Annotated in this window: 17 protein-coding genes and 3 tRNA genes; 6 read left to right on the top strand and 14 right to left on the bottom strand. The window is 70.5% G+C overall.

Translation table 11 applies throughout. The features are described from left to right. From ABT053_RS40925 to ABT053_RS40910, 4 genes are all read right to left on the bottom strand, one after another. A partial coding sequence (locus tag ABT053_RS40925) for a substrate-binding domain-containing protein (RefSeq protein ID WP_350977040.1) occupies positions 1-797 on the bottom strand: 797 nt, incomplete at its 3' end. A gap of 46 nt (positions 798-843) precedes the next feature. Beyond that, on the bottom strand, positions 844-1,872 hold the full coding sequence (locus ABT053_RS40920) for an ABC transporter permease (protein WP_350977037.1): 1,029 nt from the start codon (positions 1,870-1,872) through the stop codon (positions 844-846). Next, on the bottom strand, positions 1,869-3,398 hold the full coding sequence (locus tag ABT053_RS40915) for a sugar ABC transporter ATP-binding protein (protein ID WP_350977035.1): 1,530 nt from the start codon (positions 3,396-3,398) through the stop codon (positions 1,869-1,871). Before ABT053_RS40915 ends, ABT053_RS40920 begins: the two co-directional genes overlap by 4 nt. Before the next feature lie 245 nt (positions 3,399-3,643). Next, positions 3,644-4,957, bottom strand: a complete 1,314-nt coding sequence (locus ABT053_RS40910; RefSeq protein ID WP_350977033.1) for an ROK family protein — start codon at positions 4,955-4,957, stop codon at positions 3,644-3,646. Positions 4,958-5,200: 243 nt separating this feature from the next. Between ABT053_RS40910 and ABT053_RS40905 the strand changes: the two genes are divergently transcribed. Continuing rightward, on the top strand, positions 5,201-6,484 hold the full coding sequence (locus ABT053_RS40905; RefSeq protein ID WP_350977032.1) for an ROK family protein: 1,284 nt from the start codon (positions 5,201-5,203) through the stop codon (positions 6,482-6,484). Positions 6,485-6,658: 174 nt separating this feature from the next. Here the strand turns inward: ABT053_RS40905 and ABT053_RS40900 are convergent, their stop codons facing one another. Then, positions 6,659-7,621: an isopenicillin N synthase family dioxygenase gene (locus ABT053_RS40900; protein WP_350977030.1), complete on the bottom strand. Its 963-nt coding sequence runs from the start codon at positions 7,619-7,621 to the stop codon at positions 6,659-6,661. Positions 7,622-7,762: 141 nt separating this feature from the next. Between ABT053_RS40900 and ABT053_RS40895 the strand changes: the two genes are divergently transcribed. Continuing rightward, positions 7,763-8,053 carry a hypothetical protein gene (locus ABT053_RS40895; protein ID WP_350977028.1) on the top strand — a complete coding sequence of 97 codons (291 nt, stop codon included), beginning with the start codon at positions 7,763-7,765 and terminating at the stop codon, positions 8,051-8,053. Between the two features lie 63 nt (positions 8,054-8,116). Then, entirely contained in the window at positions 8,117-8,620 is a 504-nt protein-coding gene (locus ABT053_RS40890) for an NUDIX hydrolase (protein ID WP_350977027.1), read from the top strand. Positions 8,621-8,829: 209 nt separating this feature from the next. Here the strand turns inward: ABT053_RS40890 and ABT053_RS40885 are convergent. The 3 genes from ABT053_RS40885 to ABT053_RS40875 form a co-directional block, all read right to left on the bottom strand. After that, positions 8,830-8,902: transfer RNA gene (locus ABT053_RS40885), tRNA-Leu, on the bottom strand. A gap of 213 nt (positions 8,903-9,115) precedes the next feature. Beyond that, a tRNA-Pro gene (locus ABT053_RS40880) sits at positions 9,116-9,188 on the bottom strand. A 120-nt stretch (positions 9,189-9,308) separates the two neighbouring features. After that, positions 9,309-9,380: transfer RNA gene (locus ABT053_RS40875), tRNA-Gly, on the bottom strand. Between the two features lie 711 nt (positions 9,381-10,091). Here ABT053_RS40875 and ABT053_RS40870 point away from each other — a divergent pair. Then, positions 10,092-11,063: an alpha/beta hydrolase gene (locus ABT053_RS40870; protein ID WP_350977025.1), complete on the top strand. Its 972-nt coding sequence runs from the start codon at positions 10,092-10,094 to the stop codon at positions 11,061-11,063. On the opposite strand, the gene ABT053_RS40865 is transcribed toward ABT053_RS40870, so the two are convergent. Then, the gene (locus tag ABT053_RS40865) at positions 11,005-12,159 is read right to left on the bottom strand and encodes a helix-turn-helix domain-containing protein (protein WP_350977022.1); all 1,155 of its coding nucleotides are present in this window, start codon (positions 12,157-12,159) and stop codon (positions 11,005-11,007) included. The two genes, ABT053_RS40870 and ABT053_RS40865, sit on opposite strands and share 59 nt — an antisense overlap. Before the next feature lie 342 nt (positions 12,160-12,501). Here ABT053_RS40865 and ABT053_RS40860 point away from each other — a divergent pair, with 342 nt between their 5' ends. Beyond that, complete coding sequence (locus ABT053_RS40860; RefSeq protein ID WP_350977019.1) at positions 12,502-13,905, top strand: glycosyltransferase family 4 protein; 1,404 nt, start codon at positions 12,502-12,504, stop codon at positions 13,903-13,905. Between the two features lie 207 nt (positions 13,906-14,112). Here the strand turns inward: ABT053_RS40860 and ABT053_RS40855 are convergent, their stop codons facing one another. Continuing rightward, complete coding sequence (locus ABT053_RS40855; RefSeq protein ID WP_350977017.1) at positions 14,113-14,478, bottom strand: MerR family transcriptional regulator; 366 nt, start codon at positions 14,476-14,478, stop codon at positions 14,113-14,115. Positions 14,479-14,539: 61 nt separating this feature from the next. On the opposite strand from ABT053_RS40855, the gene ABT053_RS40850 reads away from it, so the two are divergent. Continuing rightward, the gene (locus ABT053_RS40850) at positions 14,540-15,436 is read left to right on the top strand and encodes a polysaccharide deacetylase family protein (RefSeq protein ID WP_350977015.1); all 897 of its coding nucleotides are present in this window, start codon (positions 14,540-14,542) and stop codon (positions 15,434-15,436) included. Positions 15,437-15,552: 116 nt separating this feature from the next. On the opposite strand, the gene ABT053_RS40845 is transcribed toward ABT053_RS40850, so the two are convergent. The 4 genes from ABT053_RS40845 to ABT053_RS40830 form a co-directional block, all read right to left on the bottom strand. Continuing rightward, the gene (locus ABT053_RS40845) at positions 15,553-17,016 is read right to left on the bottom strand and encodes a pectinesterase family protein (protein WP_350977014.1); all 1,464 of its coding nucleotides are present in this window, start codon (positions 17,014-17,016) and stop codon (positions 15,553-15,555) included. A gap of 167 nt (positions 17,017-17,183) precedes the next feature. Then, positions 17,184-18,707 carry an RICIN domain-containing protein gene (locus tag ABT053_RS40840; RefSeq protein ID WP_350977012.1) on the bottom strand — a complete coding sequence of 508 codons (1,524 nt, stop codon included), beginning with the start codon at positions 18,705-18,707 and terminating at the stop codon, positions 17,184-17,186. An 840-nt stretch (positions 18,708-19,547) separates the two neighbouring features. Then, positions 19,548-20,525 (bottom strand): aldo/keto reductase, encoded by a 978-nt coding sequence (locus ABT053_RS40835; RefSeq protein WP_350977009.1) that lies wholly within the window; start codon positions 20,523-20,525, stop codon positions 19,548-19,550. Positions 20,526-20,717: 192 nt separating this feature from the next. Beyond that, entirely contained in the window at positions 20,718-20,912 is a 195-nt protein-coding gene (locus ABT053_RS40830) for a DUF1918 domain-containing protein (protein WP_350977008.1), read from the bottom strand. Between the last annotated feature and the right edge of the window lie 13 nt (positions 20,913-20,925).

Raw genomic sequence — 20,925 nt, 5'->3', positions numbered from 1 at the left:
CCGGCCTCCTTGATCGCGGCCAGCACGCCGATGCCCTGGTCGTCGTCGTGGTTCCAGATCGCGTCGATCTTCTTGTGCGCCTGCATCAGGTTGGCCGCGACCTTGGTGCCGGACTCGACGGTGAACTGCGCGTCCTGCTTGGCGGTCACGCTGAAGCCGTAGGTCTTCAGCGCGTCCTCGAACCCCTTGCTGCGGTCCTGGGTCAGCGGCAGGGTCGCGATGCCCTGGATCTCCAGGATGACCGGGCTGGCCACGCCCTTGTCCTTGAGCTTCTTGCCGATGTAGTGCCCGGCCGCAACCCCCATGCCGTAGTTGTCGCCGCCGATCCAGGTGCGGTAGGACAGCTTGTCGGGGAAGACCCGGTCCAGGTTGATCACCGGGATACCGGCGTCGGAGGCCTGGCGGGCGATCTGGTTGAGCTGCTGGCCGTCGTTGGGCAGGATCACCAGCGCGGCGACCTTGGCCGCGATCAGCGACTCCACCGCGGAGATCTGCGCGTTGATGTCGTTGGTCGGCTCGACCGGCTTGAACTCGATGTCGGAGTACTCCTTGGCCGCGGCCTCGGCGTTCTTGGCGATCGCGGCGATCCAGCCGTGGTCGGCCGCGGGCGCGGAGAACCCGATGACGACCTTGTCGCCGGGGGCGTCGTTACCACCGGTCGCGGCCGGAGCCGGAGCCGGGGCCGCCGCGGTCGCCGCGGGCGCCGCCTCGTTGCCCGTGCAGGCCGTGACCAGCGCACCGGCGCCGATGACCGCGCCGCCGACGAGGAAACCCCTGCGAGCTAATGGGTTGGACATGTGTTTCTCCTTGAGATGGTGCTTTGAAATACGTGAGGGATGACGATCAGGTAGGAGATCGCAGGGAGCGGCGCTGGAGCAGCACGGCCACCACGATGATCAGGCCCTTGGCCACCAGCTGGTCGCTGGTGTTGAGCCCGTTGAGGATGAACAGGTTCGTGATCACGGTGAAGATCAGCAGACCCAGGATCGACCCGATGATCGACCCCCGGCCACCCGTCAGCAACGTGCCGCCGATGATGACCGCGGCGATCGCGTCCAGCTCGTACAGATCCCCATGGGTGGAGGAACCCGTCGTGGTCCTGGCCATGATCAAAACCGCCGCGATGCCACAGCACAACCCCGACAGCGCGTACAACATCACGGTGTGCCGGCGCACGTCGATCCCCGCCAGCCGCGCCGCCTCCGGGTTACCACCCACCGCGTAGGTGCGACGGCCAAACGTGGTGCGGTTCAACAGCACCCACCCGGCGATCACCACCAGCGCGAAGATGTAGACCAGCACCGGAATGCCCAGCACCCGGCTGGTCGACAGCTCCACGATCATCTCGTTGCCCTGCTGCACCAGCTGGGTACGCCGGTCCGACATCCGCTGCGCCAGACCCCGGGCGGCCACCAGCATCGCCAAAGTGGCGATGAACGGCACCATCCGCCCGTACGAGATCAGCAACCCGTTGACCAGACCCGCACCCGTACCCACCAGCACCGCGCACACGATCATCACGAACGGCCCGTAGGACTGGGTGGCCAGCGTGGTCGCCCACACCGACGCCAACGCCATGATCGCACCCACCGACAGGTCGATACCCCCACCGATGATCACGAACGTCGCGCCGACGGTGATCACCCCGATGGTCGCCGCCAGCGACAGGATGCTCACCATATTGGAGGCGGTGGCGAAGGTGTCGGGCACCGTGACCAGACCCACCGCCGCCAGCAGGACCAGCGCGACCACCAGGCCGAGGTGCGGGACGTCGCCCAGCCGGGCGAGCGGTCCCACCCCCGCGGCGGGCTTGCGCTCCTGCTTCTCAACTCGTACCTGCTCGTCCACAGACGGCAGCCGAGGCTCGCTCATACCGGACTTCCTTCCATGATCATGTCGAGGACGGCGTGCTCGTCCAGCTCACCCGCGCCGGCCTCACGAATGACCCGGCCCTCGCGCAGGACCAGCACCCGATCGGCCAGCCCCAGCACCTCGGGAACCTCGCTGGAGACCAGCAACACCCCGATCCCCTCATCGGCCAGCCGCCGCACCAGCGCGTACAACTCCGCCCGAGCCCCCACATCCACCCCGCGGGTCGGCTCGTCCAGCAACAGCAGCTTGCGGTTGTTCAGCAACCACCGGGCCAGCACCGCCTTCTGCTGGTTACCGCCCGACAACGTCTTGATCGGCCGCTCCGGATCCGAGGGGCGGATGTCCAGCGCCCGCACCATCTCCCGCGCGTCGGCCGCCTCACGGCGCCGGTCCATCCAGCCCAGCCGCGAATACCGGCCCAAACTCGCCAGGCTGATGTTGCGCGAGACACTCTGATCCAGCAGCAACGCCTGCGCCTTGCGCTCCTCGGGCGCCAGCCCCATACCCAATCGCACCGCACCGGTCGTGCCACCGCCCCGGCGCACCGTCTTGCCCTCCAGCACCACCTGGCCGGAGAAGCGCCGCGCCCCGTACACCGCCTCGATGATCTCCGAGCGGCCCGAGCCGACCAGACCGGCCAGCCCCACGATCTCCCCCGCCCGCACCGAGAACGACACGCCCGAGACGCGGCCGGGAATGCTCAGGTCACGCACCTGGAGCACCTCCGCCCTGCCGTCGTGGGTGCCGGGGGCAGATCGCTCGGGGAAGACGTACTCGACGTTGCGGCCGGTCATCAGCGAGACCACCTGCGAGGTCGGCGTCTCCTTGGCCGGCAACCCGACCGCGACCGTGCGGCCGTCCTTGAGCACCGTGACCCGGTCCCCGATCTCGCGGATCTCCTCCAGCCGATGCGAGATGTAGACCACCGCCACCCCCTGCGCGGTCAGCTCCCGGATGATCCGGAACAGGTTGCCCACCTCGTCATGGGCCAGCGCCGCCGACGGCTCGTCCATGATGATCAACCGGGTGTCGTGCGACAACGCCCGCGCCATGCTCACCACCTGCTTGGCCGCCGGCGACAACCGGCCCACCTCCACCGACGGGCGGATCTCCGCGTGCCCCAGCCGCGCCAGCAACTCCCGCGTCGCCCGCGCCGCCTCCGAGCGGCCCACGAACCCCATCCGCGACGGCTCATGACCCAAGAACACGTTCTCGGCCACACTCAGCCCGTCCACCAGGTCCAGCTCCTGGTACATCGTGGAGATCCCGAGCCGGATCGCCGTGATCGGGCTCGACAGCCGCACCTCCTCACCGTTCAGCGTGATCGTCCCCTCGTCGGGCTGGTGAGCGCCCGCCAGGGTCTTGATCAAAGTGGACTTCCCGGCACCGTTCTGGCCGAGCAGACAGTGCACCTCGCCCGCACGGACCTCCAGGTCGACGCCGTCGAGGGCGCGCACTCCGGGGAACTGCTTGACGATTCCTCGCATCACGAGGAGGGGTGCCGAGTCGGTTGACGGCTCCGGCATGGGGGGCCTCCGTGGATCTTTACGACAGAATCTCGATGGGATTTCGCTGCGAACTTCTGTGAACGAATTTTTATGACAAAACGGACTTTAGCGACAAAAGGGATCCCGCCCGTCCGACCGGGCCGGACAGCACCAGCGTGGCGCCGCCGAGGTCGGCGTGAACGACGGCGTCACGAATCCGGTTTTCCGGTCGGACGGACGGGATGCTTGGGGGGCGATACCGGCTGCTCACGGGAGGTGGCGTCTCATTCGCGCTCCCTCTCGGGCGCCGGTGCCGCCAGGCGGACGTCGATGGCGGTGGGGTTGGAGAGCACCCTCTCCGTGACGATCCCGGCGGCGCCGCGCGAGGCCGCGCCGAAGCCGAGATCGGAGGCGACGAACTCGCAGCGGGCGACGGATCCCTCCACGCCCAGCCGCTTCAGCTCCGCCTGCGCCACCGGGATGAGCCGGTCGGCGAGCTTGGCGAAGTAGCCGCCGATGACGATGACGCGCGGGTTGAAGAGGTTGACCAGCGTGGCCGAGCCCCGCCCGAGCCAGCGGCCCACCTCGCCGATCGCCAGGTCGACGCGGGGATCACCCGCGGCCCAGCGCAGCTCGATCTCGGCCAGCCGCTCCTCCGGGTCGCGCATCACCCCGTCGTGCAGGCCGTAGGCGTGGTCGGGGGTGGCCATCCGGACCAGCGCGGCCAGGCCGACCTTCGTCTCCCAGCAGCCGATCCGGCCGCAGCCGCAGCGCTCGCCGGAGGGGTCGACCATGACGTGGCCCACCTCGCCCGCGAACCCGTCGGCGCCGCTCAGCAGGCGCCCGCCCGAGATCACGCCGCCGCCGATGCCCACCTCGCCGGTGAGGTAGACGAGGTCGGACGTGCCGGAGGCGACGCCGCCGGTGAACTCGGCGAGGGCCGCCAGGTTGGCGTCGTTGTCCACGCTGATCGGCACGTGCGGGGGCACTCCGGCGCGTACGAGCCACTCCGCCACGGGGACGCCGTACCAGCCGAGGTTGGGGGCGACGTCCACGACGCCGGTGGCGGTGTCGACGAGGCCGGGGACGGCCACGGTGATCCCGGCGATCCTGACCTCCAGGAGGTCGAGCTCGGCCATCGCCTCCCCGATCACCCGGGCCAGCTCCGTCAGGGAGCGCTCGGAGTCGCGGCCCATGGCGTCGAAGCTCACCCGCCGGTCGATCAGCACCCGGCCGCCCAGGTCGGTGGCGAAGGCGGCGATGTAGTCGACGTTGACCTCGAGGCCGAGGGCGCCGACACCGGCGCCGTCCAGGGCGAGGGCGAGCCCGGGGCGCCCGACGGCCCCCGCGTGCTGCGGCCCGATCTCCTTGAGGAGGCCGCGGGCCTGCAGCTCGCTGACGAGGCTGGTGACCGTGGTCTTGTTCAGGCCGGTCTCCATGGCGACGACCGACCTGGACCGGGGGCCGTACTCGCTGACGTGACGCAGCACCAGGGACAGGTTGGAACGGCGCACCGTGGCCTGGTCGGCGGGGGTGCCGGCCGACCTGTTCGAGCTCGTCGAACTGCCGTTGCGACTGCCGGTCCAGCTGCGGTGCACGTCACTCCCCTCAATTAATTTGCATGACTGGCCGAATTAAATGCTCACTTTCGAGGTGGGCGCAAGGTCCGAAACGTTTCGATCTGCGTAACGTTTTTGTAACATGGTCGCGCGTTATACACGTGTACGTCACACGGGAGACAGATATCGAGTTGTTACCGGGCTCGTGGTGCGCGGCAGGACACCTCTGTGTTACAAATCCAATTAATTTCTATCCGAGACAAATAAAAGCCAGGTGACCGCGTGATCCAGGAGCAGCACCAGGCCCGTACGGTGGGCGGCACGCCCCAGGCCGCGGGTCACGCCTCGCTCCGCCGGACGAACCTCTCCCTGGTCCTGCGCCACCTGCGCGAGCACGGGTCCACCTCCCGCTCCGACATCGCCGAGGCCACCGGCCTGCACCGGGCCACCGTCTCCAACCTCATGGTCGAGCTCCTCGACCGGCGGCTGGTCCAGGAGGTGGGCGTCGACCACGCGGGCGCGGTCGGCCGGCCCCGGCGCGCGGTGGCGCTGCACGGCGCGCACATCGGCGCCCTCGGGCTGGAGCTCAACGTCGACTACATCGCCGTGCACGGCGTCGACCTCGGCGGCAACGTCCTGGTCGACCGCCGCCTGGGCTTCGACGCGGCGGGCAGCGGCCCCAGCCGCTCGCTCCGCGAGCTCGGCCTGACCGCCCGCGAGGCCATCGAGGAGATGACGCGCGCCGGGGCCGACCCGGCGGGCATCGGGGTGGCGGTCCCCGGCCTGGTCGACGTCGACCACGGGGTGGTGGCCTTCGCCCCCAACCTCGACTGGCACGACGTGCCGCTGGCCGCCCGGCTCTCCTCCGCCCTCGGCCCGCTGCGCGTGCCGGTGACGGTCGACAACGACGCGAACCTCGCCGCCCTCGCCGAGTACACCTCCGGGGTGGCGGCCGGTACGGCCGACATGGTCTACCTCACCGGCGAGGTCGGCGTGGGCGGCGGCATCATCGTGGACGGCAGGCTGCTGCGCGGCGCCGACGGTTTCTCCGGCGAGGTCGGGCACCTGCCGGTCGACCCGAGCGGCGGGCGCTGCGGCTGCGGGCGCTTCGGCTGCTGGGAGACGAAGGTCGGCCTGGCCGCGCTGGTGCGCATGGCCACCCCCGGGCGGGCGTACGGGCCGGGCTCCGGCCCGGTGCCCGACCCCGAGGAGCGGGTGGCCGAGATCGCCCGCGACCTCGCCGCCGGCGACAAGCAGACGCTGGTCGCGGTCGCGGAGGCCGGTCGCTGGCTCGGGCTCGGCGGCTCGATACTGGTCAACCTCTTCAACCCGCGCGTCATCGTCGTGGGCGGTTACTTCGCCACTCTGGCCGACTGGATGCTCCCCTTCGCGCAGGCGGAGCTGGAGCGCCTCGTCGTCGCGGGCCCCGCGGCCCGCTGCCGTTTCGTCGCCTCCGACCACGGCTTCGGCGCGGCCTCCCGGGGCGCCGCGAACGTGGTGATCAACCAGATCGTCAACGACCCCACCGCGATCATGCGTCCCGCGCCGCAGCCGTCGGGCGCCTGACGGGCGCGGGTTCGTCCTGAGCGGTCCTTCACGGAGCGGTCGTTCACGGAACGGTCCTTCGCGAGCGGTCCCCTTCGGGAGGGTTCCCTTCGGAGCGGTTCCCATCGGGATGGTTCTCTCCGGTGAGGTTTCCCGCAGGGCGGTTTCCTGCGGGACGGTTTCCTGTGGGGAGGGTCAGAGCACGTCCTCCCGCAGTCGCGGGAAGACCTTGGAGACCTTGGCCAGCAGATAGTCCCCGTACGTTCCGGTGAAGGCGCGCAGGTCCTGGCCGTCCCAGCGGGCACGGCCGCCGCCGGAGGCCTCCCGCGAGGGCAGCGGCGGCACCTCCGCGTCCCAGCCCGGGTCGAAGAAGAAGGGGAACGACAGCCGCTCGTTCCCGCTGACGTTGCGCACCCGGTGGGGCGTCGAGCGGTAGAAGCCGCCGGTGAGCCGGTCGAGCATGTCGCCGATGTTGCACACGAAGGTGCCCGGGATCGGCGGCGCCTCCACCCAGCCACCGGCGGCGTGCACCTGGAGTCCCCCGTTGCGGTCCTGGGCCAGCAGGGTGAGCAGGCCGTAGTCGGTGTGCTCCCCCACCCCCCACCCGTCGGCGTCCGGCGGGGCCGGAGGATAGTGGAAGATGCGGAACAGTACGGTGGGGTCGGCGGTGTAGCCGGTGGCGAAGTAGTCCTCCGCCAGCCCGAGGCTGAGCGCGACGCCGCGCATGACCGACTGCCCGAGCTCGGTGAGCCGGTCGAGGTATTCGAGGACCGCCTCGCCCAGCTCGGGCACCCGGGCCGGGAACAGGTTGCGGCCGTGCAGCGGCAGCCGCGCGCGAGGGTCGTCCTCGGGCAGCTCGGCCCCGAAGTAGACGCCCTCCTTCAGGTCGGGACGGCCGGAGGTGAGCTCGCCGCCCACCGGGAAGAACCCCCTCCAGGCACGGCCGCCCCGTTCCATGGAGATCTCCGCCTTCACCTCGGGGGGCAGCGAGAAGAAGCGGCGGGCGGCGGTGTCGAGGCGGTCGAGCAGCGAGGGCGGCACCCCGTGGCCGGAGACGTAGAAGAACCCGGTGTCGCGGCAGGCCCGCTCGATCTCGCGGGCGACCCGCTCGCGTTCCGCGCGGGACCCGCCCCGCACCAGGGCATTGACATCGATCACCGGTAGCCGCTCCACCCGGCCATCATCACCCATGAATCCGTTCCCGCCGTTCCGGGGGCCGGTCGGGCACTTCTTGAGCGAGTCGCCGCGGGGACGAACGAGGTCTTGCGGGACCGCGGGAGGCGGGCGTACGGTCCGGCCATGACCGTCGTTCACCACCCGCGCGTGGCCTGGGAAGGCGCGCGCACCTTCGTCAACGCCGCCGAGGACAACGTCTACTGGTGGCTGAGTGACGCGGTCGGGCGTTCTCTCGGTGCCGCGCACCAGACGAGACTTTCCGAGACGCGCCTGCGGCTGCAGCGCGAGAACGCCTGGCTCGCCGAGACCGCGGCCTGGCGGGTGCGCCTGGAGGGCATGCTGCAGGACCGGCCCGAGCTCGCACCGGTCGTGCAGCGGCTGGTCACGGAGACCTCGCGGCGCCTCTCCCGCTGAGAGCCGGTGCGCGGGGGCCGGCCGCGAGGCGGGGTGACCTCTTCTCCTTCTACGATCGGGGACGTGACCGCCCCCATCTCACGTCCCAGTGCCCGGATCCTGCTGGTCGACGCCGCCGACCGTCTCCTGCTGTTCCGGTATCCGGCGCCCGCGCACTGGCCCGCCGAGCACTACTGGATCACGCCGGGCGGCGGGGTGCACGACGGCGAGACGCTGGTCGCCGCGGCGGCCCGTGAGCTGCGCGAGGAGACGGGGCTGGATGTCACGGAAGAACGCCTGGGTTCCGTCGTGGCCCGCTCCTCCGGCCTCGTCTGGTTCGGCGACGTCCGGGTCGCCGCGGTCGACTCGTTCTTCTTCCTACGCGTCGACGACCACACGGTCGACGCGTCGGGACAGGAGGAGCTGGAGCGCTCGGTGATCTCGGCACACCGCTGGTGGACCCGGAACGACCTCCTGACCACCCACGAGACGGTCTTCCCCCTCGACCTGGGGACCCTGCTGACCGGCTTCCTCGCCGGTGACCTCCCCGCCGAACCCCTCCTGCTGCCCTGGCCCCACGACGAGTAGTGCCCGGCGGGCGGCCGAAGCGAGTGGTACCTGTCCGGTGGCGGTGAGCGGGGCCCGGGGTTCCCGGATGGCCAGGGCCTCCGCCCTCGGGGGGGCCGAGCCCGGATGTCCGGAGCCCGAACGTCCGGGCTCGGCCTCCGGTCCCAGACGTCCGGGACCCAGGTGTCCGGGTCCCAGGTGTCCGGGTTCCGGCTCATCGCCGTGTCGCGTGCCGCCCCAGGGATTCGAACCCTGATCACCCAGGTCCTGAACCTGGTGCCTCTGCCGTTGGGCCAGAGCGGCCGGGCGCGCCCCTGCGGGCACGCCGGTGTCACGATGTCGCTGTACTGCTCGTGCTACTCATGCTGCTCGTGCTGCTCATGTCGTTGTGTCGTTCGCGTCGCCGCGCTACTCGTACTGTTTGTACTGCTCGTGTCGCTGTGCTGCTCGTACTGCTTGTGGCGCTGTGTTGTTCGTGGTGCCTGTGTCGCTCGTGTCGTGGTGTCGCTCGTGTCGTCGGAACGGCAGGGCTCGAACCTGCGGCCTTCCGGTCCCTGGCCGGATGCTCTTCCTGCTGAGCTACGTCCCGTCACGCGTCCGGACCGGTTGGCGTGGGCCGAACCGGACGCGCCGCGGTCCTGCCGACCGGGCGGGGGTCGCCACTCCCCTCGCCTAGTCCCAGTCCCATGCCCCGCTCCCGCGAGGGCAGAGCCGCAGCGGGGGTTCGAACCCCGTCCTGCCGGGTGGAAGCCGGCTGCCTTACCGATTCGGCCTCTGCGGCGTGTCTCCCGGGATCTCCCGGGGGTGAATCCTTTCGCGCCCTTCAGGGAGAGGGCGTGAACGGATTCGCGTTCAACATGTGCTGCGCTGTGAATTTGTCGAGAGCGGGAACGGCCTCCCGCGCACGGTGGTCAAAGCGGTTATCCCCCGACACCGGAAAACGAAGAAGCCGCCTGGACCGGTGTCTCTGGCGGCTCGGTGGTTTCCCTCGCGAGGGTCATCCACCTGGCCACCCGGGGACCGGGGCACCGCCACTGAGCAGTGGGAACGTCTCAAGCCCTCCCCGCCACACCGATGATGCTCCGTGCTTCACTGTCGTTCCTCTCCGAGTGCGGAGCGGTCGCTCCGGCTTTTCTCCATTGAAGGGCAAAGGCACCCTCCGATGCCAATGGTTTTTATCCTCCTTTTCGTCGGCTGTGTTTTCTCTAGGCCGGTACGGAATTCACCGGCCGTGGCCATACCGGCCCGGCCCGAGGCGAGCCGACCACTTTCCCGCCACGGGGCCGGGACGGCCGGAGCAGTCACGGGAGTCCGTACGATCGACGCGGGGTCACCGGTCCCCGCCCGCCGTCCGGTTGCCCGCCGGTTGGCGGGTGGCGGGTCCCTCATCGCGGCCACCTTGCGGTTGTGAGGCGGCGTGGGCTCACGCATGATCGATGGAAAGAGCCGATCGCGCGAACCGGCGTCCCTCTCTTCTGATTAGGTGAGTGACATGGCACTTCATCCGAATATCGATCCCGGGCTGGCCGCCGTCCTGGAGGCGAACCCCCTGCCCGTCGCGGACTTCAGCTCCCTGCGGCTGGAGGATCTGCCCGACGTACGCCTCCAGATGGACGCGGCGCGGGCGGCGATGGACCCGATCGCGCCGGACGAGCGGGTCACGATCGAGGACCGGACGGTCCCCGGCCCCGACGGCGATCCCGACATCCGGCTGCGGATCTACCGCCCGGTCGGGCAGGAGGGCGCCGTCCCCGGCCTGTACTGGATCCACGGCGGCGGAATGATCATCGGCGACGTCGACATGGAGGACTCGCGCCTCAACGTGTACGCCGCCGAGCTGGGATGCGTGGTCGTCTCGGTCAACTACCGCCTCGCCCCGGAGCACCCGGACCCGGCGCCGGTCGAGGACTGCTACGCGGGCCTGGTCTGGACCGCCAAGAACGCGGCCGAGCTGGGCATCGACCCGGATCGCATCGCGGTGGGCGGGATCAGCGCGGGCGGCGGGCTCGCCGCGGGAACCGTGCTGCTGGCGCGCGACCGCGGCGGCCCGGCCCTCGCGTTCCAGCTCCTGATCTGCCCGATGCTGGACGACCGCAACACCACCCCCTCCAGCCGCGAGTTCGTCGAGGCGGTCGTGTGGAACCGGGGGGCGAACCTGCTGGGCTGGAAGGCGCTGCTGGGTGAGCGGGCGGGCGGCGACGACGTCTCCCCGTACGCGGCCCCGGCCAGGGCGGACGACCTGTCGGGCCTGCCCCCGGCGTACATCGACGTCGGCGAGCTGGAGGTCTTCAGGGACGAGTGCTTCGACTACGCCCTGCGGCTGGTGCGGGCGGGCGTCTCCACCGAGTTCCACCTCTACCCGGGGGCCTTCCACGGCTTCGACGGGATGATCCCCGAGGCGGAGATCAGCCGCCGGGCCTCCGCCGAGCGGGTGGTCGCGCTGCGCCGGGCCCTGTTTCGCTGACGGCGGGACTCGGGCGCACCAGCCGCACCAGCCGCATGGCCAGGTGCGCCCTGAGCCGGCCCGCGGAGTCGGCGAGAGAGAAGCCGAGAACAGCCTCCGCCCGCGCGATCCGCGCGGCCAGCGAGCTGTGGTGCAGGTGCACGGCGACGGCGGCCCTGCGGACCGTGCCCTCGGCGCACAGCGCGCGGACCGCCTCCAGCGCCTCGGTGCCGTACGGCCGGCGTGCGAGCTCCTCGACGGCCCGCACGTCGGGCAGGGCGGCGATCTCCTCGTCCGGCACGTGAGTGGCGAACAGGGCCAGGGCACCGAGACCGGCCCAGTCGACCACCCGGTCCGCCCGGTGCGGGCCGGTGAAGCGCAGGGCGGTGCGGGCCGCCGACCAGGATTCGGCGGCCCCGGCTCCGCGCGTCTCCGGCCCGATGCCGACGCGCCAGGTCTCCGGTATGCCCGGTAGCTCGCCGGGCCCGTCGATCGCCGGGCCGGCCAGCAACGCCACGGTGTCGCCCAGCCGGGCGGCCCGGACGTGACGATCGGTGACCCGTAACCAGGCCGCCACCGCGGCCCCGTCACGGCCCTCCCGATCGTCGTCGGCGAGCACCGCGAGCACCTGGAGGAGGGCGGCGGGGGCGAAGCCGAGCAGCCGCAGGGCGCGTGCCCGCTCGGCCTCGCCGGCGTCGGCCGACAGGACCAGCTCCACCAGGGCGGGGTCGGCGCCGGCCTGGGCCTGGGCGGCGGCCCGCTCCAGGGTGACCTCCGCCGCGCCCGCGAAGCGCTCCAGGACGATCTCGTCGAGGCCGTGCGCCGTCCCTTCGCGTTCCATCCACACGGCGCCGAGCTCCGAGCCGAGGCGGCGGTGGACCGCCGAGCCGGGAGGCTCCTCGCACGGCTCGGGCGCCCCGCCGGGAACGACCCGCGTCCGCCTGCCGGTGACCGCGTCGACGAGCCCGACCGGGCACTGTGCCAGGCGCGCGGTGGCCTGGAGCAGCACCGGGACGCCGGCGTGGTTCCGGACCAGCACGTCGAAGTAGGCGATGACGCGGACGGCGCTCTCCGCGTCGGAGTCGAGCGCCGACAGCCTCAGCAGTAGTCCCTGCACGGCTCCACACTAGGTCGCCGCTCGCGCTCCCGGCCAGAACGGCTCATATGGAGCCCGGTCCGGCCATGAACGCCTCGCACGCCATCGGATTCGCCGGCGCCGGAACGGCTCGTACGGAGCCTGGTCCGGCCGTCGGGAGGATCATGTCCTGGCGGCGTGGCGGACCGCCGGAGCCGTCGCCCACGGTGCGGCGGGCGCACCTGACCTGGGACCTGCTTACATTTGTGCATCTTCTACAACCTTCCATGGCATTGCCGCGTCTATAGGGTCGAAGCGGGGAGTGCGCCACGGGGACAGACAGGCGCATGAGCCCGGAGGCAGGCGAGAAGGGGACCCTTCACGGTGCGCGCACTGGCAGGCAAGGGCAAGAAGGCCGTCTACCGGCTGTTCGAGGCGATGAACCGAAGGCGCGCACGGACCGCGCCGCCCCCGTCCACGCACGAGATCAGGATCCTGATCCTGCACGCGTACGGCATGGGCGGCACCATCAGGACGGTCTTCAACCTGGCGGGTTACCTGGCCTCGACCGGCCATGACGTGGAGATCGTCTCCATCCTCAAGGAGGCGGAGGAGCCGTTCTTCCCCGTCGACCCGAGGGTGAGGTTCCGCTTCCTCGACGACAGGCTGGTCCCGCGGACCGGCCTGCGCGGCCGGCTCTCGAAGATGCCGAGCAGGCTCATCCCGCCGCAGGAGGCCGCCTACCACCGCTTCAACGTGTGGACCGACCTTCAGCTGGCCCGCTGGATCCGCTCGGTCGACACCGGCGTCGTCATCGCCACCAGGCCCGGACTCAACCTGGCCCTCGCCCAGCTGGCCCCGCCGGGCGTCATCACCATCGGCCAGGAGCACGTGGCCCTGCGGGGACAGCCGCAGGAGGTGCAGGAGGTCGTCAAGCGCCGCTACCGCAAGCTCGACGCGCTGGTCACCCTCACCAAGGCCGACATGCGCGACTACCGCGCGACGCTGCGGCGCAAGCCCGGGAAGCTGGCCAGGATCCCCAACGCCGTGCCGCCCATGGACGGCGAGCCCTCCAGGCTGGAGGACAAGGTCGTGGTCGCCGTCGGCCGCATGACCAGGCTCAAGGGCTTCCACCGGCTGATCACCGCGTGGGAGACCGTGGCCGCCGCCCATCCCGGCTGGACCCTGCGCGTCTTCGGCGCGGGGCCGCAGGAGGACAACCTGCGCGCCCAGGTCGCCGAGGCGGGGCTGCGGGACAGGGTCGAGCTGCCGGGCCCCACCGCCGACGTCGGCGCCGAGCTGGAGAAGGCCTCGGTCTTCGTGCTCAGCTCCCGCCACGAGGGCTTCCCCATGACGATCCTGGAGGCGATGGGGAAGGGGCTGGCGATCGTCAGCTTCAACAGCCCGCACGGTCCCAAGGAGATGATCACCGACGAGGTCGACGGGCTGCTGGTCAAGCCGCGCACCAACGCCAACCTCGCCGCCGCCCTCATCCGCGTCATCGAGGACGAGGAGCTGCGTCGCCGGCTGGCCAGGGGCGCCCTGGCGACCGCCGCCACCTACGACGTGGCGTCCGTCGGCGCCAAGTGGGACGCCCTCCTGGAGGAACTGCTGGCCCGCCGCAACGGGACCTACGTCAAACCGGCGCCCGCAGCACCGGCTCCCACGGCGGGGCCGGTGCCCGAGATACCGGACTCCGGCGGGGAAGCCGTCTCCTGCCGTCAGACGGTCTCCGGCTCCGTCGGCCCGGTGCTGCCCTTCGGGAACACGCCGTCGCGGGTGTCGTGATCGGCGACGGCCGCCCGATCGCCTCGGCGAACGTCGACCGCTGAGGACTCCGCGCCCCGCGCGCCCGATGCTCGTACGGTTCCCACCAGGTGCTCGTACGGTTCTCACCAGGTGTCCGTGCGGCTTCCACACGGTTTCCGCCCGCTCCCTGCCCGGCTCCCGCGCGGTTTCCGTCGGGGCGGGGCGGGGGCGGGCTCGGCCCGATGATCAGGGGTGGCGTTCCGATGCCGTGTCGATCACATCGTCGAGCACGGCACGGGAGTTGGCCAGCTGGGCGATCATCCGGTCGATGCGGTCCCGTTCGGCGGCGAGCTCGGTGACCAGCAGGGGCGTGGCGATCTCGGACGGGCCGCCGTCCGCGTCCCGCATGCACGGCAGCAGCCGCGCGATCCTCCTGCTGTGCAGGCCGGCGGCGAACAGCTCCTGGATGCGGACGACCCGGTCGACCGCCTGCTCGGGATAGTCGCGCTGGCCGCCGGGCGTGCGGGAGGCGGTCAGCAACCCCTGCTGCTCGTAGTAGCGCAGCGACCGCTCGCTCACCCCGGTGCGCCGCGCGAGCTCACCGATCCGCATCCGATCTCCTGTACGTCCGGCACTTGAACCTGACACTGATGTTAACTTCTACCGTGTCGGCATGACGAAGACAGCGGAGAACGAGCTCTTCCCTTACAGCCCCATCACCGAGCGTCCACCGATCACCTGGCCCGGCGGCGCCAGGGTCGCCGTCTACATCGGGCTCAACGTCGAGCACTTCCTCGTCGATCGCCCGTCCACCAGCATCTGGCCCGGCACGGCCGACCTGGTCCCCGACGCGCTCAACTACGGCTGGCGCGACTACGGGCCCCGCGTCGGCGTCTGGCGCACGATCGAGAGCCTGGACCGGCACGGCGTCCGGGCGAGCGTGTTGCTGAACTCCGCGGTCGCCGACCGCTACCCCCAGATCATCAGGGCGGGCCTGGAACGGGACTGGGCCTGGCTCGCGCACGGGCGGACCAACTCGATCCTCCAGGCCGGCATGACCCGCGACGAGGAGCGCCGATTCCTCACCGACGTCGTCGGCACCATCGCCGCCGCCACCGGACGGCGGCCGCGCGGCTGGATGGGACCGGGGCTGACCGAGACGTTCGACACCCCGGCGCTGCTCGCCGAACTCGGCCTGGGCTACGTGCTCGACTGGACCAACGACGACCAGCCCTACGAGCTGAACGTGCCCGGGATGCTCAGCGTCCCCTACTCGGTCGAACTCAACGATCTCCTCCTGTTCGGCAAGGGCACCAGCGGGCCGGAGTTCGTCCGGATCGTCAAGGACCAGTACGAGCAGCTGCACGCCGACTCCGAGCACAGCGGCCGGGTGATGGCGCTGGCCCTGCACCCGTTCGTGATCGGCCAGCCGTTCCGGGCCAGGTATCTGGACGAGGCCCTGGAATACCTCGCGGCCCGACCGGACATCTGGCTGACCACCAGCGACGAGATCGCCGAGCACTACCGGCGCACGCTCGCGGAGCGCGCGCAGAGCACGGGGAGCGCATAGGACTCGGGGAGCACGGGAGTAAAGAAAACGCGTGGAGCACGCCGCCCCCGGCGCCGGGCTGTGACGGCGTCCCGCCGGTTATCCGGCGGGATTCCGGCCATCCGGCGGGGCTCCGGTCATCCGACGGGGTTCCAGCCGTCCGAGCCAGCCAGGTACCTCTGCGGCGTGTAGTTCGCGGCCTGGGAGTCGCTGAGCTGCGGCCGGTTGGAGTTGACGGTCGCGCCGGCCCCGGTGTTGCGGTATTCCAGGAAACGGGCGTTCTGCCACGTGTTGCTCGACATGTTCGTCCAGGGCTGCGAGGTCGCGATCGTCGCGCTCAGCGTCGACTCCCGGTACAGCACCTGCGCGTCGGGCCGCCACGGCCGTCCCAGCGAGGTGTTGCCACTGGCGGCGCCGGTGATACGCGACCTGTAGAACAGGTAGCCGTACGTCTTGTTCGCCGGGGTGCTGGCCGCGGTGATGGGGCCGCCGGTGCTGCGCTTCTCGTGGATGTCGCAGCCGTGGAAGACGATGGTGCCGCCGCCGAAGACGAAGTCGACGGTCCCCTCGACGTAGGAGTTCCTGACGTACGCGCGGGCCGAGTCGTTGACCAGGAGCGTGTCCTGGTCGCCGAGCACGCGGACGTTCGTCATGGTGGTGCGGTCGCCGTCCAGCCGGAGCGCGACGGCCTGGTGGCCGCTGGGGACGGTGCTCTCGTCGAGGTCGTTGGAGAAGGTCAGGTTGGTGGCGGTGACGTCGCGGGCCGAGATCAGGGCGGTGTAGCTGCCGGAGGTGCCGCTGGTGTACGCAGACCGGTTGTTGACGATGAGCGTGTTCGACGGCGCGGAGCCCAGCCCCTGGAGGGTCACGTACGGCTTGTCGACGGTGACGATCTCCCGGTAGGTGCCCGGCTTGATCGTGATGACCACCCGGCCGCCGTTGTCCGAGGGCACCGCGTCGATCGCGGCCTGCACGGTCCGGTAGCGGCCGGTGCCGTCGGACGCCACCGTCGGGGTCCCCGTGGTGGGGGTGGGAGTGGGGTTAGGTCCGGAGATCTGGTTGAAGGTCCACTGCATCCGGGCGACGTCGGAACAGGTCTCCTCGACGATCGGGTTGTTACCCGCCGTGGAACCCTCCTTGTTGGAGACGCACAACCCCGAGACCACACTCCTGACCAGATACTTACCGGAAGCGGCGGCCGAAGCGGTGAAGGTCCACTGCTGCTGCGGCTTGCTCCCGTCCCCACACCCCCACTGCTGCAACCGCGTCCCCGAAACCGTCGAAGAGTCGGGCACGTCAATGCACCGGCCACTGTTGCCGTTGACCAGATTGAACCCACCCCCCTGGGCGACGGCCTTCCACCGCTGATCGGCCGCACCACTGTTACAGGCGACCTGCACCAGCAACGCACCGTTGTCAGCCGAAGCACCGGCCACATCGACACACTTACCACTGGAACCCGACGCCAGCGTGTACACACCGTCCGCGACCGGCACGGCGGCGGCCATGCCGGGCCCGGCCATGACGGCGACGACGGCGGGCACCGCGAGGACGACCGCGACCACACCGGCGAGACCGATCCTCGGCGTACGGGATCTCATCGGGCGGGATCTCGGTACGCGGGACGGAGAGGGTGCTCCCTGGCGCATGACGCGTCCTTTCCTGGGGGTGGGGAAGCCTTCGCGGAACCCGCCGTGGTCCCGCGCGAGAACTCGGCGTGACGCGCTCGGGCCGGCCCTGCGCTCCCACGGCCGGCCCGAGGCGCCGGTCACGTGCCGATGTCGGCCTGCGGCCCCGCGTAGGTGCGCAGCAGCGCGGGGACCTGCGCGGCGGGGTCGAGCGTGTACGAGTAGAACGAGCTCGGGGTGAAGGCCGACCCGCTCGTCTCCCGCCGTCCGGTGGAGTTGACCACGACGCTGCCGCTCTGGCGGAGCTGGGCCGCGGCGTCGGGGTAGTACGGGTCCTTGACGGTGTCGTAGTAGCTGTTCTCGATCACCATCTTGGTGGCGCCGCGCGCGTAGTTGCCGTAGCCGGTGATGTTCTGCAGGTGGTTGTTGTAGAGGTGGGCGTAGGCGACGTTGTCGGTGCTGGGGTTGCGCTGGTTGTTGTGGTGGATCCAGTTGTGGTGGATCGTCATGCGCGAGGTCACGTTCTCGGTCCAGCCGATGCCGAAGGACTTGTTGTTCTCCGACAGCACGTTCCAGGACACGGTCAGATAGCTGGTGTCCTTGCGGCTGTCGATGAGACCGTCGTTCATCCGCGTGATCGTGTTGTGGTCGATCCAGATGTGGTGCGCGGTGTCCATCTGGATGCCGTCGTAGTCGAAGTCCTTGTCGTCGGGGTCGTCGGACGCCATCCGGGTGTCGCGGATCGTCAGGTTGCGGATGATCACGTTGTGCACACCCACGCCGAGGAAGAACCCGCCGTTGACGATGTGCCCCCTGGTCCCGACGCCGATGATCGTCTTGTTGGAGGCCACCTTGAGCTCGGTGCCGTACGGGGTGACGGTGATCACGCCGTTGACCCTGATCACGTAGGGGGCGGCGGCGGTGGCGTACCTCACGAGGTCGGCGTACGTCGTGACGGTGACGGTGGCCCCGGCCGCGCCGCCGGTCGTCGTGGCGTCGCCCATGCCGCTGGTGGACGCGAACCCGTCCGCGTTGTTCGACCAGACCCGCCCGGTGGGCGTCGGGCTCGGGGTGGGGTCAGGTCCGGAGACCTGGTTGAAGGTCCACTGCATCCGGGCGACGTCGGAACAGGTCTCCTCGACGATCGGGTTGTTACCCGCCGTCGAACCGTCCTTGTTCGAGACACACAAACCCGAGACGACACTCCTGATCAAATACTTACCCGAGGCGGCGGCGGAGGCGGCGAAGGTCCACTGCTGCTGCGGCTTGCTCCCGTCCCCACACCCCCACTGCTGCAACTGAGTCCCCGAAACCGTCGAAGAGTCGGGCACATCGACACACCGGCCACTGCCGACATTGACCAGATTGAACCCACCACTCCGGGCGACAGCCCTCCACCGCTGATCAGCCGCACCACTGTTACAGGCGACCTGCACCAGCAACGCACCGTTGTCAGCCGAAGCACCGGCCACATCGACACACTTACCACTCGAACCCGACGCCAGCGTGTACACACCGTCCGCGACCGGCACCGCGGCCGCCTGCGACGGGAAGGCCACCGCCACCAGAGCGGTCGCGGCGACCAGAGCCGCGGCGACGGGGAGGCCGATCAGCCGGGTCGTGAACCGTCCTCGACGGCCGGGGGGTGTTGAACGCGAGTCCATCGATTCTCATCCTCGGAGTTCTGTGGGGGGCGGTTCTTCGTGGTCGGCGAATCAGCTGCCGCGGGGCGTCGGCGCGCCCCGGCGACGGTGGTCTCGCGGGCCGGAGCGGCGGCGATCGATCGAGGCCAGGACGGTGAGACATCGTGGCGTCGAGCCCGTTCGCGAGATGTCTCGTGACCGGCCCCGACCCGAGTCCCGCGAATACGGGAGATCGGTTTCCGTAATGTAGGCAGTCGTAATAAGTTTGTCAATCCTACAAACTAAAAGATGCGACCATCCTGCTCGAACGCGTGAAAGTAAGCGTCGAAGCGTTCATCCGGGCGACGCGACGGCGTGCGAGATGACGGTCGCGAAAGGAGGCGCGGGGCGTGATGAGCCGGTATGCCCACCGGCCGTCGTCCCCGGCCGGGTCGGCCCTGCTGGCTTCACGGCGGGCGCGGAGGAGAGAGAAAAGACACTCGGCGCGCGGCGGCCACGAGGAGTCACACCCGGCGCTGGAAGCCGGGTACCGGAAACCGGAAACCGGAGACCGAGTGCTGGAAAAGGTGCGGGTCTGTGGCGGGGTGAGCCGCCGGGCGAGGTGTCCGGGTCAGGAACTCATCAGACCCGGTCCGGTCAGGGGCCCAGCAGGCCCGGTCCGGTCAGAGGCTCGCCAGGCCCGGTCCGGTCAGAGGCTCGCCAAGGCCACCGTCGCGTGGACGCGCGAGCCGTGGGCCCCCGCCGGGAGAACGGTTCCGGTCGGCCGGTCCGGCTGTCCGGTCTTCTTCGCGCCGCATTAAGCCGCTTCGGGCCCGCTTCGAGCCGTTCCGGGCGGTGCGGCCGCCCGGAACGGCTATCGGTTCACCAGCGCTGGTGGACCTGCGGGCGGATCAGCTCGTCGTAGGTCTCCCGCACGCTCGCGAGGGTGGCCTCGGGCAGCGCGTCCAGGGTGGCGGCGGCCGCGTTGGCGCGGGCCTGCCCGGGATTGCGGGCGCCGGGGATGACCACGGAGACGCCGGGCTGGTCGATGATCCAGCGCAGCGCGAACTGCGCCATGGTGGCCTCCGGCGGCACCAGCGGGGCCAGCCTGCGGACCGCCTCCAGGCCGGTGGCGAAGTCGACCCCGGAGAAGGTCTCTCCGACGTCGAAGGCCTCGCCGTGCCGGTTGTAGGTACGGTGGTCGTCGGCGCCGAAGACGGTGGACTCGTCGTACTTGCCGGACAGCAGGCCGCTGGCCAGCGGGACGCGGGCGATGATGCCGACCCCGGCCTCGGCCGCCGCCGGGAGAACCTTCTCCAGCGGCTTGAGCCGGAAGGCGTTGAGGATGATCTGCACGGTGGCCACGCCGGGCCGGGCGATCGCGGTCAGCGCCTCGTCGCAGGTCTCCACGCTCACCCCGTAGGCGGCGATGCGGCCCTCCTGGACGAGGGTGTCGAGGTCGTCGAAGACCCTGTCCGTCGCGTAGACCGGGGTGGGCGGGCAGTGCAGCTGCACCAGGTCGAGGGTCTCGACGCCGAGGTTGGCGCGGGAGCGGTCGGTCCACGCCCGGAAGTTGTCCAGGGTGTAGGCGGACGGCTCCTGCGCGACGCGGCGGCCCATCTTGGTGGCCACGGTCAGCCCCGGCCTGGCCTTGATCAGCTGCGAGACGATCCGCTCGCTGCGCCCGTCGCCGTAGACGTCGGCGGTGTCGACGAAGGTGACCCCGGCGTCCACGGCGGCGTCGAGGGTGGCCAGGGCCTCGTCCTCGCCGACCTCACCCCAGTCGGCACCCAGCTGCCACGCGCCGAGCCCGACGACACCGATCCGCCTGCCTGTTCTTCCCAATTCGCGCTGTTCCACATCAGTGATCGTAGCCCGCACGACACGGCGGAAATCACCGGCACCCGGACACGGCGGGCCTGTGGGACGGTACGGCGCCATGTCCTGCCACGACAGGTCCGGGACGTGCGACGGCCTTGACCCACCCGGAGGGCCGACGGGAGAGCGGCACGTGCCGCAGGCCAGCGGGAGTGGGCGGCACGCGCCCCGGGGCTACCCCGGCACGCCCGGCATCACGTGGGCGTCGGGACCGGGAAAGACGAGGCTCTCGTGCTCGTCGCCCTCCCAGCGGACCACGTAGGGCGGGCTTCCGTCCTCGTGGCGCAGCTCGATGATGGACCCGATCTTCCGGGGATCGCCGCTGTGGGCGCCCTCCACGATCAGCTTGTCGCCTATGGTTGCCTTCACTGGGGCCTCCTGG

The organism is Streptosporangium sp. NPDC002524, assembly GCF_040295985.1.
In the GTDB taxonomy this organism is placed as follows: Bacteria; Actinomycetota; Actinomycetes; order Streptosporangiales; family Streptosporangiaceae; genus Streptosporangium.
Note: the sequence above shows the minus strand (reverse complement) of the source record. Positions and strands in the feature narration are given on the sequence as shown.